The sequence below is a fragment of the Microbacter sp. GSS18 genome (genome assembly GCA_029319145.1).
In the GTDB taxonomy this organism is placed as follows: Bacteria; Actinomycetota; Actinomycetes; order Actinomycetales; family Microbacteriaceae; genus Microbacterium.
The window spans coordinates 288488-304945 of record CP119753.1 but is presented as its reverse complement, the minus strand read 5'-3'; the positions used below and the strand labels follow the sequence as shown (position 1 = coordinate 304945).

14 protein-coding genes and 1 tRNA gene are annotated in these 16458 nt (G+C 70.2%); 3 read left to right on the top strand and 12 right to left on the bottom strand.

The window, feature by feature from the left end; genetic code table 11:
• Window positions 1-71: 71 nt before the first annotated feature.
• Window positions 72-2414 (bottom strand): MMPL family transporter, encoded by a 2343-nt coding sequence (locus tag P0L94_01405; GenBank protein ID WES64739.1) that lies wholly within the window; start codon window positions 2412-2414, stop codon window positions 72-74.
• 69 nt (window positions 2415-2483) lie between these two features.
• Between P0L94_01405 and P0L94_01400 the strand changes: the two genes are divergently transcribed.
• Window positions 2484-3452, top strand: a complete 969-nt coding sequence (locus P0L94_01400) for an EamA family transporter (GenBank protein WES64738.1) — start codon at window positions 2484-2486, stop codon at window positions 3450-3452.
• On the opposite strand, the gene P0L94_01395 is transcribed toward P0L94_01400, so the two are convergent.
• Window positions 3453-3854, bottom strand: coding sequence for a hypothetical protein (locus P0L94_01395; protein WES64737.1), 402 nt, complete (start codon window positions 3852-3854; stop codon window positions 3453-3455). It abuts the gene before it with no gap.
• A gap of 294 nt (window positions 3855-4148) precedes the next feature.
• Between P0L94_01395 and P0L94_01390 the strand changes: the two genes are divergently transcribed.
• Complete coding sequence (locus P0L94_01390) at window positions 4149-7244, top strand: family 78 glycoside hydrolase catalytic domain (protein ID WES64736.1); 3096 nt, start codon at window positions 4149-4151, stop codon at window positions 7242-7244.
• Window positions 7245-7334: 90 nt separating this feature from the next.
• On the opposite strand, the gene P0L94_01385 is transcribed toward P0L94_01390, so the two are convergent.
• Window positions 7335-8213 carry an AraC family transcriptional regulator gene (locus P0L94_01385; GenBank protein ID WES64735.1) on the bottom strand — a complete coding sequence of 293 codons (879 nt, stop codon included), beginning with the start codon at window positions 8211-8213 and terminating at the stop codon, window positions 7335-7337.
• Between the two features lie 158 nt (window positions 8214-8371).
• On the opposite strand from P0L94_01385, the gene P0L94_01380 reads away from it, so the two are divergent.
• Window positions 8372-8662, top strand: a complete 291-nt coding sequence (locus tag P0L94_01380) for a helix-turn-helix transcriptional regulator (protein ID WES64734.1) — start codon at window positions 8372-8374, stop codon at window positions 8660-8662.
• Between the two features lie 26 nt (window positions 8663-8688).
• Here the strand turns inward: P0L94_01380 and P0L94_01375 are convergent.
• The 9 genes from P0L94_01375 to P0L94_01335 all read right to left on the bottom strand — a co-directional run bounded on the left by P0L94_01375 (window position 8689) and on the right by P0L94_01335 (window position 16399).
• A tRNA-Thr gene (locus tag P0L94_01375) sits at window positions 8689-8764 on the bottom strand.
• Between the two features lie 84 nt (window positions 8765-8848).
• Window positions 8849-10402 carry an alpha/beta hydrolase gene (locus tag P0L94_01370; GenBank protein ID WES64733.1) on the bottom strand — a complete coding sequence of 518 codons (1554 nt, stop codon included), beginning with the start codon at window positions 10400-10402 and terminating at the stop codon, window positions 8849-8851.
• Window positions 10399-11577 carry a DNA polymerase III subunit delta' gene (locus P0L94_01365; GenBank protein WES64732.1) on the bottom strand — a complete coding sequence of 393 codons (1179 nt, stop codon included), beginning with the start codon at window positions 11575-11577 and terminating at the stop codon, window positions 10399-10401. Before P0L94_01365 ends, P0L94_01370 begins: the two co-directional genes overlap by 4 nt.
• 10 nt (window positions 11578-11587) lie before the next feature.
• Window positions 11588-12259 (bottom strand): dTMP kinase, encoded by a 672-nt coding sequence (gene tmk / locus P0L94_01360; protein ID WES64731.1) that lies wholly within the window; start codon window positions 12257-12259, stop codon window positions 11588-11590.
• Entirely contained in the window at window positions 12256-14952 is a 2697-nt protein-coding gene (gene topA / locus P0L94_01355) for a type I DNA topoisomerase (GenBank protein WES64730.1), read from the bottom strand. Before topA ends, tmk begins: the two co-directional genes overlap by 4 nt.
• Window positions 14953-15102: 150 nt before the next feature.
• Window positions 15103-15435, bottom strand: coding sequence for a hypothetical protein (locus tag P0L94_01350; GenBank protein ID WES64729.1), 333 nt, complete (start codon window positions 15433-15435; stop codon window positions 15103-15105).
• 115 nt (window positions 15436-15550) lie between these two features.
• Complete coding sequence (locus P0L94_01345; protein WES64728.1) at window positions 15551-15868, bottom strand: hypothetical protein; 318 nt, start codon at window positions 15866-15868, stop codon at window positions 15551-15553.
• Window positions 15868-16170 (bottom strand): TadE family type IV pilus minor pilin, encoded by a 303-nt coding sequence (locus P0L94_01340; GenBank protein ID WES64727.1) that lies wholly within the window; start codon window positions 16168-16170, stop codon window positions 15868-15870. Before P0L94_01340 ends, P0L94_01345 begins: the two co-directional genes overlap by 1 nt.
• Before the next feature lie 34 nt (window positions 16171-16204).
• Complete coding sequence (locus P0L94_01335) at window positions 16205-16399, bottom strand: DUF4244 domain-containing protein (GenBank protein ID WES64726.1); 195 nt, start codon at window positions 16397-16399, stop codon at window positions 16205-16207.
• Between the last annotated feature and the right edge of the window lie 59 nt (window positions 16400-16458).

Here is a 16458-nt window from a genome sequence, read left to right as displayed (position 1 = left end):
GGACCCCGGTCCGCGGCGCGCGCTCGAGGCTGTCGTGTCCGACCCCGCCCGAGCGCGCGCCATGCCGCATATCAGTCGCGGACTGAGGCCCGGTACTCGGCACGAGTGAGCGCATGGCCGTCTTCGGGGTCGGTGACCTCGGGCGCGGGCTCCGCGTGCGGAGTCTCGCCGGACCCCTCCGGCGCATCGCCGTCGCCCCGCCCGAGGGCGGCCGCGGGCTCCTGCGTCTCGGGCCCGGCCCGCCACAGCTTCGAGGGCCACCAGATCGCTCGCCCGATGTCGTACGACAGGGCCGGCACCAGCAGCGACCGGACGACGAACGTGTCCAGCAGGACGCCGAACGCCACGATGAACGCCAGCTGCGCGAGGAACAGGATCGGGATGACGCCGAGCGCCGCGAACGTCGCCGCGAGCACGAGGCCCGCCGAAGTGATGACGCCGCCGGTGGCGACCAGCCCCCGCAGGATGCCCGGGCGCGTGCCGTGCTTCAGCGACTCTTCGCGCACCCGCGACATGAGGAAGATGTTGTAGTCCACGCCGAGCGCCACGAGGAACACGAATCCGTACAGCGGCACGGCCGGATCGGCGCCCGGGAACTGGAACAGCCCGTTGAACACCCACGCGCTGACGCCGAGCGCCGTGCCGAAGGACACGATGACGGTGAGGATCAGCAGCACCGGTGCGACGACAGCTCGCAGCAGGAGCATGAGGATGATGAGGATCACCGCAAGCACCACCGGGATGATGACCGTCCGGTCGCGGATCGAGGTGGCGTTGGAGTCGACGTCGGTCGCCGTCTCGCCGCCGACCAGCGCGGTTCCCGCGCCGAGCGCGTCGTCGAGGTCCGTGCGCAGCTCGCGGACGGTGTCCTCGGCGGCCACCGAGTCGGCGGCATCCGTGAGCGTTCCGATCACCAGCACGTCGCCGCCGGACACGGTCGGCTCGGGAGCCGGGGTGCCGGGAGGACCGACGGCGACGAAGACCGCCTCGCCGTCCTGGATCTCGACGGACGCCTGCCCGGTCGGGGAGTCCTCGGAGGCCACCGACACCGAATCGACGCCGTCGGCGTCCTCGAGCGTCTCGACGACGGTCACCAGCTCGTCCTGATCGACGACGACGTAGACGGGGCTGCCCGAGCCCGCCGGGAAGTGCTCGCCCAGGACGTCCTGCCCGTCGCGGGCCTGGCTGGTGCCGAGCACCAGGTCGCTGGAGGGCACGCCGTCGGCCTTCAGCTGCGTGATGCCCACGGCGCCGGCCAGCAGCACGACGGTGCACACGATCCACACGGCCCGGGCGTGACGCGCGACGAAGCGCGCCTGCCGCGGCCACAGACCCTTGACGGGCTTCGACAGGTCGTCGGGGATGGTCGCGATCGGATGCTTCGGAATGAACGGCCAGAACGCGACCCGGCCGAAGATCGCCAGCAGCGCCGGCAGGAACGTCAGCGCCGACAGCATCGAGAAGAGGATGCCGATCGAGGCGATGGGCCCGAGCGCGCGGTTGGTGGCGAGGTCCGACAGCAGCAGGCAGAGCAGACCCGCGATGACCGTTCCGCCCGAGGCCAGGATCGGCTCGAACGCACCGCGCCACGCGCGCATCGTGGCGGCCCACCGGGTGTCGCCCGCGCCGATCGCCTCGCGGTAGCGCGCGACGTACAGCAGCGCGTAGTCGGTGGCCGCACCGATCACGAGGATGAACAGGATGCCCTGGACCTGGCCGTTGAGCACGAAGATGTCGGCGTACGCGAGCCACCACACCGTCAGCAGCGCGACGCACAGCGCGAACACGCTCGTCAGCAGCACGAGGACCGGCAGCAGGGGCGATCGGTAGACGACCACGAGGATCAGGAACACCGCGATGAGCGCGACCGCCAGCAGCAGTCCGTCGATGCCGAGGAAGCCCTCGACGAGGTCGGCCGTGAACCCGGCTGGGCCGGTGACCCAGCCCTCGAGGCCCGCGGGCAGGTCGTCGGCGATGATCTCGCGGATCTCGCCGACGACGAGGTCCACCTCGCCGTCGGCGTCGATCGGCACGAAGATCTGCACCGCCTCGCCGTCCTCGGACGGGATCGGGGGCGACACCCCGTCGGAGACCTCGTCGAGGGCTGCGATGTCGTCTGCGACCGCCTGGACGTCGGCGAGCTCGTCGGTGCCCAGCTCGCCGTCGCCCTCGATCACCACCACGGCGGGGATGCTGTCACCGCCGAGGAAGTCCGGCAGCTGCTCGCTCACTTGCGTGGCGTCCGCACTGGAGGGGAGGAAGCTCGAGCGGTCGTTGCTGGAGACCTCGTCGACCTTGCCGAAGTACGGGCCGCCGATAGATCCGCCGGCCAGCCAGACCAGCACGAGGAGGACCGGGATGCCGATGCGCAGCCATCGCGTGGGCTCGCGTCGCGCGTGGTGGGGATTCGCCATATTGCTAGCTTAGCTAGCGAAATCGGTCGGGAGCAACCTGGCGCTCCAGCCGTCCCTATGCTGGTGCGGATGCTCTCCGCCGCCCTCGCCCTGCTCGGGGCGTTCACCTACGGCGCCGCCGACTTCCTGGGCGGCCTGGCCGCCAAGCGGCTGCGCTCGATCGTGGTGACGGCCGTGGCGGCGACGTCGGGTCTGATCGCCCTCCTCGCGGCGGTCCCGCTCGTGGGCGGACAGTGGTCGGTGCCCGATCTGCTGTGGGGCGTCCTGTCCGGCGTCTTCGGCGCCGTCGCCATCGTGCTGCTGTACGCGTGCCTGGCGATCGGCCCCATGAGCATCCTCTCGCCGCTGACCGCGGTCGTCTCGGCGATCGCCCCCATGCTGTGGGGGCTGATCGTCGACGGCGAGCAGCTGTCGGCCCTCGGCTACGCGGGTCTCGGCGTCGCGCTCGTGGCCGTCGTGCTGGTCGGCTTCATCCCGGGAGAGAAGGTCGTGCGTCCCAGCACGCGCGGCCTCGTGATGGCGGTGGGCGCGGGGCTGGCCATCGGTGGCTTCCTGATCGTGATCGCCCAGACCAGCGACGCCAGCGGGCTGCTGCCCCTCGTCGGCAATCGCGCGACGAACGCGCTCATCACCGCGACCGTCGTGGTCGCCCTGATGGCGGCAGCGGTGCGCCGCGGGCGCCGCGCGGCATCCGTCCTCGACGCGCGCTCCCCCGCGGTCGGCGCCGCGCCGAGCGGGCACGCCGACCTCGAGCACGCTGTCGGAACGGGCGCCGCCGCCGAGGCGCGTCAGGCGACCTCGCGGTCGCGCGCGTGGCTGCTGGCGATCGCGTGCGGCATCGGCGACGCCGGCGCGAACGCGCTGATCCTGCTGGCCCTGCGCGAGGGTCAGCTGTCGGTCGTCTCCGCGCTGACGGCGCTGTATCCGGCGGGCACGATCCTGCTCGCGGCGCTCATCCTGCGCGAGCGCGTCGCGGCGGTGCAGTGGGTCGGCCTCGCGCTCGCGCTGGGCGCAGGCGGCATGCTGGCGCTGGCGTGATCAGCCGCGCGCGACCAGCAGCGTGATCGAGACGGCTGCCGTCACGACCCCGAGACCCAGGAATCCGCCCGCGAGCATCGCCACACCGCGCACAAGACGACTGTGACGGGTCAGCCGCAGCCGGTGGCGCGCGCCGCTGCGGACGAACACGTCGGCGCTGTCGCGTCCGGCGAGGGCGGCGTCCTGTTCGTCGGTGAGATGGGCCTGACCCACTCCCCCGCGGTCCGAGAACCATCGTGCTGTGCGGCCGCCGGCCGCATCGTCGTCCTCGATCATGACGCGCATCGGGAGCCACGTGCCGTCGGTGACGTAGAGCACGAGCGCGATGCCCGCGAGGAGCGCACCGACGCCGAACCCGATCCACGAGAAGATCTCGACCACGTGGCCCACCCGCGGATCCATGGAACCTCTTGCCTCTCGCAGCTGCCGCACCGAGACGCACGCCTCGATTAACCGGGCCGCATCTGGGGTTTCATGTTTCCTGATCCACCTGGTTTGGTCACGAGCCTACCGGACCCCGCGGGCCGCGCGGACCGCTTCGCCACGTTCTGCGGAACCGCCTCGCCAGGGCATCCCGGACCACTTCTCCGCTCCCCGCCGATGGCCGGATGCGGCCAACCTTCGGCGTGAACCTTGCCACCTGTCAGCGGCTCCGGCTGAACTGTTTGAATCATTTCAATGACGAAGGAGTGGCCAGTGTCCAGCCCACGAACGCTCAGAACGATAGCCCTCACCTCAGCGCTCGCGCTGGGGTGCGCTGTCCTCAGTCCCGCCGCGGCCTCCGCCGCTCCGGCAGCCGCCGTCACCCATCTGACCACCGAGCACCGCGTCGCTCCGATCAACATCGACGTCGAATCCCCCCGCTTCGGCTGGAACATCACCTCGACGCAGCGCAACCAGGGTCAGACCGCCTACCAGATCATCGTGGCCACGAGCGAGGCGGGCCTCAGCAGCGGCCGGGGTGTGGTCTGGGACAGCGGCAAGGTCATGTCCGACCGGCAGATCGCCGTCTCGTACGACGGCGACGCGCTGGAGCCCTCGACGGAGTACTTCTGGAAGGTCGAGGTGTGGGACGCCGACGGCCGCCTCATCCGTCCCGGTTCCGAGGTCGCGTCGTTCGAGACCGCTCTGCTCAGCGATGACGGCGAGACCAACTGGGACGGCGCCGAGTGGATCTCGATGGAGGGCAAGGAGCCCAACTCCGCCGGCCAGCCCATGCTGCGCACGGAGGTCGAGCTCGAGAAGCCGGCCGTGACCGACGCCCGCCTCTACATCAGCTCGCTCGGCGTCTACGACGCCTACATCAACGGCGAGCGCGTCTCGGTCCCCCAGGGCGACGGTGAGACGGTCGAGCTGCTGACCCCGGGCTGGACGAACTACGACGTCACCGTCAACTACATGACCTACGACGTCACGGACATGGTCCAGGCCGCCAAGCAGGACGGCGGGCAGCTCGCCGTGGCCGCGGTCCTGGGCAACGGCTGGTTCAACAGCGGCATCTCCAACGGCGCCAACTACTACTCCCGCAGCGGCAACCCGCTGGGTCTGAAGGCCAAGCTGCTCGTGGAGTACGCCAACGGGAACACCGAGTCCATCGTGACGGAGGCGGGAGACGAGTGGCGTGCCACCGACACCGGCCCGTACCGCTTCGACGGCGTGTACGACGGCCAGGACTACGACGCGACCATGGAGATCCCGGGCTGGAACGACGCCGACTTCGACGACTCCGACTGGGCCGGCACGGTCGAGAGCCCGTACGACGAGACGTTCCCGGACGCCACGCTGACCGCCTACCCGGGCGAGACGGCGCGCATCATGGACGACGTGTCGCCCGAGCCCGTGTCCCTCACGGTGCACACCGGCGTCACGAACGAGGAGTCGAGCCCCAACGGTCTCGGCGAGGTCGTCGTCGACGAGTCGCGCTCGGTCTCGGGTGACGCGGCCAAGGACGCCGAGGTGACGCTGGCCTCCGGCGAGACCGCGGTCTACGACCTCGGTCAGAACATGGTCGGCGTGCCGAAGTTCACCGTGAGCGGCGACGAGGGCACGGCCATCCGACTGCGCTTCAGCGAGTTCCTCAACGACGACTCCGACGGCGCCGACGGACCCGCAGGATCGGTCTACCTCGAGAACCTGCGCGGCGCGCGGGCGACCACGAACTACATCCTCTCGGGTGATGGCGAAGAGACGCACCAGGACAGCCTGAGCTTCTACGGCTTCCAGTACGTCGAGGTCACCGTGATGACCGAGGGTGCCGAGGTCACGCTCCACGACGTGCAGGGCAAGGTCGGCACGTCGGCGATCAAGGACACCGGGCGCGTCTCGACCAACGACCAGTTCATCAACAAGCTGTTCGAGAACACCCGGTGGGGCCAGCGCGGCAACTACCTGTGGATCCCGACCGACTGCCCGCAGCGCAACGAGCGCCAGGGCTGGACGGCCGACACGCAGGTCTTCGCCAACACCGCCCTCTACAACGGCGACTCGTCGTGGTTCCTGAGCCACTTCATGGACAGCTTCATCGACACCACCGAGCTCTACGGCCCGGACGGCGCGCAGTTCACGGCGGTCGCGCCGGGTGCGGCGTTCTCGTTCCTGTCGCAGCGGGGCATCAGCGGCTGGTCCGACGCGGGCGTCGTGCTGCCCTGGACCGTCTGGCAGATGACCGGCGACGACACGATCGTCGAGGACAGCTGGGACGCGATGGTGAAGTACCTGGACTGGATCCACGAGCAGACCGGTGACACGTGGGCCGGCCAGGGCGCCGTCTTCGGCGACTGGCTCTCGTTCCAGCACACGACCAACCAGCTGACGAGCGACTACTACTACGCGTACTCGACGTCGCTGATGAGTCAGATGGCCACGGCCACGGGGCGCGACGCCGAGGCGGCGATGTACGACGAGTGGTTCGCCAACCAGAAGCAGGCGTTCCTGGACAAGTACGTCGTCGACGATCCCGTGGCGGGCGTGCGGATCCTCTCCTCGCTCCCCACCAGCGGCTTCGCGCTGACCAACGGCGGGATCCCCGAGGACGACACCCAGACGGCACTGCTGTGGGCGCTCAAGCTCGGGTTCTACGAGGACGACGAGCAGCGCGATCAGATGATCCGGCTGCTGGCCGACAACATCAACGCCACCGATGAGTTCGTGGCCAACCACGGCCCGACCGCCACCCAGACCATCGAGACGACGCGGGCGGACTACCCGGCCGACACGATCTCCGTGGGCTTCCTCGGCGCGAACATCATCAACCCGGTGCTGACCGACGTCGGTCGCGGCGACCTCGCCTACACGCTCCTGCATCAGGACGAGATGCCGTCGTGGCTGTACTCGGTCAAGAACGGCGCGACCACGATCTGGGAGCGCTGGAACTCGTACTCGATCGAGGACGGCTTCGGTCCGGCAAGCATGAACTCGTTCAACCACTACGCCTACGGCGCGATCGTGGAGTGGATGTACGAGGACATGGCCGGCATCGCCAAGGACACGGCCAACCCCGGGTTCAAGCACTTCTTCCTGCAGCCTCAGCTCGACCCCACCGGGAAGATCACCGAGGTCGAGGGCGAGTACCTGAGCCCGTACGGCAACATCTCCAGCGCGTGGAGCGTTGACGGCGACGCGTTCTCGTACGAGTTCGACATCCCCGCCGGCACCACCGCGACCGTGCGCGTGCCCGCCGCCTCGGCCGAGACCGTGGGCGTGGACGCGGACGTGGACGTGGAGTACGCCGACGGCGTCGCCGAGTTCACGCTCGGCTCGGGCAGCTACTCGGTGACGAGCACGCTCGACTGATCCCCACCTCACACCGCTGCGGTGCAGCGTCCGATTCGGGCGCTGCACCGCAGTCTTGTGTGACGGTCCGTGCGAGGACGTGCCCCGTCGTCAGGTGTTGTCCAAGCGGTAGGCGCGCGGGCTCTGACCGTGCACGGCCGTGAAACGCTTCGAGAAGTGGGCGGGGTCGGGATACCCCACCTTCGCGGCGATCGCGGCGATCGGCTCGTCCGTACCGCCGAGCAGCGCCCGCGCCCGTCTCATCCTCAGGTAGGTCCGGTACTGCATCGGCGATCGCCCCGTCTCGGTCTTGAACAGCTCGCTGAGGTACGAGACCGAGAGGTTCACGCGGGCCGACAGTTCGAGAAGGGTCAGGGAGTCGCCGAGGTCGGTGGCCAGTGCCTCCTTGATGCGCTGCACCGGTGCGTCACGCGCATCCCGCCGCCTCTCGGATGCGATCGTGGCGAGGATGTGGACCACGGCCCCCGAGGTCGCAGTCAGACTCGCGAGGGTCCGGTCGTGCTCGAGCCGGTCGATGATGCCCTCGGTGAGGGCGAGACACAGCGAGAGCGAGCGGATCGGGACCACGGGACGGCTCACGCTGACACCGCACGCATCGAAGTGCTCACGGAGGTCGCCGCCGCCCAGGTGGAGCCAGCTGATCGTCCACGGATCGTCGTCGTCCGCGCCGTACGCGTGCGGAACGCGACGCGGAAGCACGAGGACGTCACGAGGGCCGACGTCGTGCCTGGCTCCGTCGACCTCGACCCAGCCTCTGCCGTCCGCGCACATGATCACGATGTCTTCGTCGGCGCCTCTCGGCCGCTCGCTCCGATGCCGTGTCGTGGAGGGGTAGCGCCCGCAGGCGGTCACGACGAGACGTCGCGTGATCGGCGCATCGAGCGCCGCCCGAACGGGTCCCAGAGGGATGACGATGTGTCGCGGGCCGGTGAAGCCCGCCTCGCGGGACACCGGAGCCGCAGGAGCCATGCTCGGAAGAATATCCAAGTTGTGAGGAAGCTATGGCCTTTTCGTCCCACCGCCCCGTCAGTAGGGTCGGATCACGGTTTGAATCCATTCAGTCGTTTCAATCGACTGTTCATCACTGTTCGGCGGTGACGTGGAGACCGACCACAAGGGGGTGTCGGGTGCAGGACGATGCTACAGAGGACGACCGCCGCACGCTCGGTCGGGCGGCCGGAGTGTCGGCTCGCGGGGTCGACGATCGTGCCGCACAGACGCCGACCCATCCGCTTTCCGTCGAGGAGCGCAGAATCCTCGCGCTGCTCGCCGCGGGGCTCACGTTCGGACAGGTGGCCAGACGCGCGGGCCTCTCGGAGCGGACGGTCCGCCGGCGCGTCGAGAACGCCGGGCGGATCCTGGGCACGCAGACGACGATCGAAGCCGTCGTCGTCGCGGTGCGGTGCCGCCTGCTCTGACGATGGTCGAGCAGGCTCCGTGAAGGTGGAGCCACCTAAGGGAATCGAACCCTTGACCTATTCATTACGAGTGAATCGCTCTGCCGACTGAGCTAAGGTGGCGGGCGCCTCTTGCGCGAGGCACGATGAATGATCTTACCCTGTCGCGACGGGTGTCGCGAACCGGGGCGACGACCGGGCGCGCCGTCAGTCGCACGTCAGGCCGTCGTCGGGGACGCTCTGGGCGAGGAAGTACGACTCCACGGCGTCGTCGACGCAGCTGTTGCCCTTGTTGAACCCGGTGTGACCCTCGCCCACGCGCGTGATCAGCACGCCGGAGCTCAGCTGGTCGGCGAGCGCCGCCGACCACTCGTACGGGGTCGCCGGGTCACCGGTCGTGCCGATGACGAGGATCGGTGCGGCCCCCTCGGCGGTCAGCTCACCGCGCGTGCCGGTGGGCGGCGCGGGCCACGCGTCGCACAGGTCGGGTCCGCCCCAGTAGGGCGCGATGGTCGGAGCCTCGGCCTCGACGCGCGCCTCGGCGGCCTCCTCCTCCTCGGCGGTGCCGGGCGGATAGTCGACGCAGTTGTAGGCGAAGAACGCCTCGGTCGAGTTGTCGACGTACACCCCGCCCTGGCGGTTGTAGTAGAAGTCGACGAGCGCGAACGCCAGTGAGGCATCACCCTGCAGCACGCCCGTGAGCGCCTGGGACAGGAACGGCCAGCTGTCCTGCGAGTAGAGGGCGGCCAGGATCCCGGTGATCAGCGAGTCGGCTCCCAGCATCCGTCCGTCGGCGTTCGGGATCGGGTCGCGGTCGACGCTCGCCAGCAGAGCGCCGAGATCGGCCATCGCGTCGTCGACCGTTCCGCGGAAGGCGCAGTCGCTGCCGGCCAGGCAGTCGGCCATGAACGCCCGCAGCGCCTTCTCGAACCCGGCCATCTGGGTCGCGCCGACATCGGTCGACGGCACGGACGGGTCGATCGCGCCGTCCAGCACGAGGTGCCCGACTCGCTCGGGATACAGCTGCGCGTAGGTGGCACCGAGGAACGTGCCGTACGAGTACCCGAGGTAATTCAGCTTCTCGTCGCCGAGCACGGCGCGCAGCAGATCCATGTCGCGCGCCGACTGCTCGGTGGAGATGTAGGGCAGGATGCCGTCGCTGCCGGCCTCGCACGCCGCCGCGAGGGCGGCGTTGCGGTCCTCGAGCTCGGCCGTCCAGCCGTCGCTGCCGCGCGGGTCGGCCGGGATGTCGAACAGGTACGCGTCCATGTCGGCCGCGTCGAAGCAGCGGACCGCCGTCGACGAACCCACGCCGCGCGGGTCGAACCCGATGATGTCGTAGCTCGCGCGCAGGCGCGGCGTGACGACGTACGACAGAGAGTCGCGCACGTAGTCCACGCCGCTCGCCCCCGGGCCGCCGGGGTTGGTCAGCAGGGACCCACGGGGCTCGCCGCTCTCGGCACGGCTTCGGATCACAGCGAGGTCGATCTCGCCCTCGGACGCGTTGTTCCAGTCCAGCGGAGCCGTCACCACGGTGCAGTCCATGCCGACCCCGCAGTCGCTCCAGGTGAGCGTCTGGGTGTAGAAGGGCTGCAGCTCGGCGGCGACGCCCGAGGCGTCGGGCGCGGGGCTCGCGGTGGACCGCGGCCTCTCCTCGGGGATCATCGCGTACAGGCAGCCGCTGAGCGAGACGGAGGCCGCGACGAGTCCGGCGATGACGGCGAGCACGCGACGGGCGCGGCGGGGCGGGGCGGCGTTCACGGAGTCCTTCCGCTCGCAACGGTGACGAGCATGCTCTCGATGGCGAGGGTGGGGGCGACGTTCTGTTCGAGATTGCGTCGGGTCTCGGCGATGCGGTCGACGACGACCAGGGTGCGCTGCGGCGACCATGTCTCGGCGAGCCGGCGCAGCTGCGGCTCGAGCTCGCGATTGATGAGCGCGTCGTCGCGGCCGAACTGCAGCATGAGCACATCGCGGTACAGCGACTGCAGGTCGGTGAGGACCCGGTCGATGCCGTCGCGGAGGCTCCGCGTCGCACGGCGCTTCTGCTCGTCCTCGAGCGCGCTCAGCTGCGACCGCACGGCAGGCGGGAGCGCGGCGCCGTCGGCGATGCCGAGCGTGCGGCGCAGCTGCGTGCGCTCGGCCTCGTCGCGCTCGGCCGTGAGGGCCTTGGCGTCGTCGGTGGCGGCCTGCACGATGTGGCCGGCCGTCTCGACGGCGTCGGTGACACTGCGCACGCCGAGCACGGCGCGCAGCGTCTCGTCTCTGCGGGTTCGCGAATCGGCATCCGTCGCCAGCCGCTGCGCCATGCCGATGTGACGCTGGGCCAGCCGCGCGGACTGCTCGGCGACGGCCTGCGGGACACCGGTGCGCTCGGCGATGAGCCGCGCGACATCGGCGACCTCGGGCTCGCCCAGCCTCAGCGTGCGCACGCGCGAGCGGATCGTGGGGAGCAGATCGGCGTCGCTCGGTGCGCACAGCACCCAGACGGTGTGCTCGGGCGGCTCTTCGAGGGCCTTGAGCAGGACGTTCGAGGTGCGCTCGGCCATGCGGTCGGCGTCCTCGACGACGATGACGCGGTGCCGCCCGATCGACGGGGCGAAGTAGGCGCGCTCGACCAGGCGCCGGGCCTCGTCGATGCGGATGATCACCTGCTCCGTGCGCAGCGACGTCAGGTCGGGGTGGGTGCGCGCGAGCACCTGGCGCATCGCCGCCTCGTCGCCCGGCTCGGCGATGAGCGCCGCCGCGAACGCGTAGGCGAGGTTGGACCGTCCCGATCCGGGCGGGCCCGTGATGAGCCACGCGTGGGTCATGTTGGCGGGGTGCGCCGCCGCCGCCTGGAGCGTCCGTACCGCTGCGTCCTGACCCCATACGTCCGTCCACGGGAGGTCGCGCAACGCCGGCGCCGTCACGGACGCGTCGGCCTCGGAACCCATGGGGCCCAGCCTAACCGGCGCGGCCGACACCGCCGGCCGCGGTCAGGAGCGCCGAGACCCGCTCGCGCACGACGGCGGCGAGCGCCTCGGGCTGCTCCAGCGCGTCGAGCACGAGGAACCGATCGGGTTCCGCCGCCGCCAGTTCGAGAAACTCGGCGCGCACCCGCGCGTGGAACGCAGCCTTCTCGGCCTCGAGGCGGTCGAACGGCTTGTCGTCGGCATCGAGCCGCGCCCGGGCGACCTCGGGGGCGAGATCGAGCAGGACGGTCAGGTCGGGCAGCAGCCCCTCGGTCGCCCACAGCGACAGGTCGCGCACCTCGTCGCGCCCCAGCACGCGCCCCGCGCCCTGGTAGGCGACCGACGAATCGAAATAGCGGTCCTGGATGACGACGTCGCCTCGTTCGAGGGCCGGACGCACGACCGTGGCGATGTGGTGGGCGCGATCGGCGGCGTACAGCAGGGCCTCGGCGCGCGGCGCGACCTCGCCGCGGTGGTGCAGCACGATGTCGCGGATGAGCAGTCCGACCTCTGTTCCGCCGGGCTCGCGCGTGCGCACGACGGTGCTGCCGGCGCCGGTGAGCCATGTCTCGAGCATCGCCGACTGCGTGGTCTTGCCCGCGCCGTCGCCGCCTTCGAACGTGACGAAGAGCCCGGGATGCGGATGCCGGCGGCCGGCCGTCACTTCTTCGCCGCGGTCTTGCGGGTCGTCGTCTTGCGCGCCGTGCGCTTGGGCGCGGGGCCCTTCGCGCGCTTGTCTGCGAGCAGCTGCACGGCCCGTTCGAAGGTGATCTCCATGGCGTCCTCACCGCGTGGCACCGTCGCGTTGATCTCGCCGTCGGTGACGTACGGACCGAACCGGCCGTCGCGCAGCTTGATCGGCTTGCCGCTGGTGGGGTCGGCGTCGAACTCCTTCAGCGCGCTCGAGGCGCGGCGTGCGCCGTACTTCGGCTGCGCGTAGATCGCCAGCGCCTGCTCGAGCGTGATGTCGAAGATCTGCTGCTCGCCGTCCAGCGAGCGGGACTCGGTCCCCTTCTTCAGGTACGGCCCGTAGCGGCCGTTCTGCGCGGTGATCTCCTCGCCCGACTCGGGGTCGGCGCCGACGATGCGCGGCAGGTCGAGCAGCTTCAGGGCCGTCTCGAGGTCGATCGTGTCGACCGACATCGACTTGAACAGCGACGCCGTGCGGGGCTTGGGCGCCGCGTCCTTCTTGGCGCCGCGCTTCTTGGGCGCGGGGGCGGCCTCGGCGACCTCGCCGGTCGCGGCGTCGACGGCATCCGGGTCGACCGGGTCGGTCTCCTGCACGTACGGGCCGTAGCGGCCGTCCTTGACGACGATGATCTTGCCGTTGGCGGGGTTCTCCCCCAGCACGCGGTCACCGGCGACAGGGGCGTCGATGAGCTCCTGCGCCTTGGCGATCGTCAGCTCGTCGGGGGCGAGCTCCTCGGGGATGTTGACGCGTCGCGGGTCCCCCTCGGGGTTCTCGGCGTTGGGCACCTCGAGGTAGGGGCCGTACTTGCCGAACCGCAGCGTGGCGATGTCGCCGATACGCGTCGCGTTGATCTCGCGTGCGTCGATGTCGCCGAGGTTGTCGACGATGTTGCGCAGTCCCACGTGGGCGTCCGAGCCGAAATAGAACTCGTTGAGCCATTCCACGCGCTTCTGCTCGCCGCGCGCGATGGCGTCGAGGTCGTCCTCGAGGGCCGCGGTGAAGTCGTAGTCGACGAGATCCGAGAAGTGCTGCTCGAGCAGTCGGGTCACGCTGAAGGCCAGCCATGACGGGATCAGCGCCTGACCGCGCTTGCTGACGTACCCGCGGTTGAGGATCACGTCGATGATGCTCGCGAACGTCGACGGGCGGCCGATGCCCTTCTCCTCGAGCGCCTTGACGAGGCTCGCCTCGGTGTAGCGGGGCTTGGGAGAGGTGGCGTGGCCCTTCGGCTCGACCTCCTTCAGCCGCAGCGTGTCGCCGACGGACAGGGCGGGCAGCTGCTGGTCGTCGGCCTTGTCGGCATCCGAGCGCTTCTCGTCGCTTCCCTCTTCATAGGCCTCGAGGAAGCCCTTGAACGTGTAGACGGTGCCGGATGCCGTGAACTCGGCGGCGCGCCCGTCGGCGTCGACGGCGAGGGTGACGGTGGTCGTCTCGTACTTGGCGTCCGACATCTGGCTGGCCATGGTGCGCTTCCAGATGAGGTCGTACAGCCGCTGCTCGTCGCGATCGAGGTCGGAGGCGACCTCGGACGGCTTGCGGAAGACGTCGCCCGAAGGCCGGATCGCCTCGTGGGCCTCCTGCGCGTTCTTGGACTTGCTGCGGTAGCTGCGCGGGTTCGGCGGCACCGCCTTGTCCCCGTACATCTCGACCGCCTGCGCTCGGGCCGCCTGCACGGCCTGCGCGCTGAGCGACGTCGAGTCGGTGCGCATGTAGGTGATGTACCCCTTCTCGTACAGCCGCTGTGCGACGCCCATGGCGTGCTTGGCGCTCATCGAGAGCTTGCGACCGGCCTCCTGCTGGAGGGTGGACGTGGTGAAGGGGGCCTTCGGGCTGCGCGTGCCGGGCTTGGACTCCAGCGCCGTGACGGATGCCTCGCCGACGGCCTCGATCGCGCTGGCGAGCGAGCGCACCGCGTCCTCGTCGAGGACGACGACGGCCTTCTTCAGCTGGCCGCGGTCGTCGAAGTCGGTGCCCCGCGCGAGCGCCGCGCCGTCCAGGCGCGCCAGGCGCGCCCCGAACGCGTCGGTGCCGCGGGCCGCGATGGTCTCGATGTCCCAATAGGACGCCGACACGAACGCCATGCGCTCCCGCTCGCGGTCGACCACGAGTCGCGTCGCTGCGGACTGCACGCGGCCGGCCGACGTGCCCTGCTGGACCTTGAACCAGAGGACGGGGCTGACGTCCCATCCATAGAGACGGTCGAGGATGCGGCGGGTCTCCTGCGCATCGACGAGCGCGAGGTCGAGCTCACGGGTGTTCTCCGCAGCGGCGCGGATGGCATCCTTGGTGATCTCGTGGAAGACCATGCGCTTGACGGGGACCTTGGGCTTCAGGGTCTCGAGCAGGTGCCACGCGATGGCCTCGCCTTCGCGGTCTTCATCCGTGGCGAGGATGAGCTCGTCGGCCTCCTTGAGCGCGCGCTTGAGTTCGGCGACGGTCTTCTTGCCGCGCTCGCTGGGGACGTAATAGGGATCGAATCCGTTGTCGACGTCGATCGAGTACTTGCCGTAGGCCTGCTTCTTCTCGGCCGGGATGTCCTTCTTGTCGGCCAGATCGCGGATGTGCCCGACGGAGCTGAGCACCTCGTAGTCATCGCCGAGATAGCCCTGGATCGACTTCATCTTCGTCGGAGACTCGACGATGACGAGCTTCTTGCCTTCTGCCAAGAGTGGCGTCCTTTCTTCGATGCACACCATACACACCGTGTCAAGAACCGGCGCTGTGAGGAAGCCGAGCGAAGAGCGGGAAGGGGCCCGCGCCGCGAGCCGCATCGCCCGCCTGCGCGGACCCCTGCCCGCTCGGCCTCCCTCCTGGTGTCAGTGGCCTCGGCAGCTCGTGCCGGGAGACATCGGGATGACGTCCTTCAGGCCGGCCTTGACGAAGATGCCGTAGCTCTGCACCCCGTGGTAGCGGTCCTTCCCGCCCGGCGACTGGTTGCCCACCATCGCGAGGGCGTCGTCGTCGAACTGCGGCGGATTCATCTCGATGGAATCCAGCGTGTCGAGTCCCGAGTAGACGCACTCGGAATGCGCCTTGTCGGGGGCGGGGATCGGGTCCCCCTTTCCGTTGACCTCTCCCGCGTTCGCGGCTCCTGCGCCGGCGAACACGAGCACGAGCGCGGCGACGCTGCCGACGATCATGCGCTTCATGAGACCTCCTCGATCGGGCCGCGGGTCGGCCCTCCGGTGCGCACGTTACGCCTCGCCCACGTGCGCCGAAAGGCCTCCGCCGGCCGCTCGGCGACGGGTGCGGACGCGCCGCCCGTCACGGCGGCGGGCCGGCGCGCGAGGTGGCCACGACCCGCATCGCCCCGGATCCGCCCGAGACCGCGATCGTCGCCACGAGACCCGCGAGGTCGCATTCGAGCACATCGGCACCCAGCGCACGCGCGACCTGCGTCGCCCGTTCGCACGGGTACCCGGTGATCGCACCCGACGCGGCGTCGGCGGCCGCGAGGGCCGCGGCGTCGGCCGCCGCCGCGACCCGCTGACCGTGGCCGGCGGCCGCAGCGACGGCGACCAGCGCCACGGCGCATGCCCCCACGGCGGCCGCCACCGCGAGCGAGGACGCGGCGCCGGCCATCAGCGGACCTCGCCGATCCCGCACCCCGTGGCGCTGAGGGGTCCGAGCACGGCGGGCGCGGCGGGAGCGATCACCGTGATGCAGATGAGCTCACCCCGCCGATCGGACACGATCCGCGCGTCAGGCACGGCCCGGTGGACCGTCTGCTCCACCCGTTCGCCGGTCTCGCCGCGCGCGGCGAGGCGCGCGGCGTCCGCGGCGGCGTCCTGAAGCACCACCTGGCGCGCACCCGTCACCAGTCCCCCGATGCCGAACGCCAGCACCAGGGCGATGGCGGGCAGCGCGATCGCGAACTCGGCCACGACGGCGCCGACGTCGGAGTCGCGGCCGGCGGGTCTACTCGACCGTGAGCGCACGTCGCACCAGGTCGGTGAGGATGCCGCGCACTTCGTCGCTGCGCATGATGACCACGAGGAGCCCGGCGAACGCAACAGCGGCCATCGTGGCGATGGCGTACTCGGCGGTGGCGGCACCGGCGTCGTCGCCGAACAGGCGTGCGGCGCGACGCCGAGTGAGGCGGGGAATGGTCATGACTGCTCCGTTCTCTGGGTTCTCTCGGGGTTCGGTGTTCTCGGTCGGTGTTTCGGGCG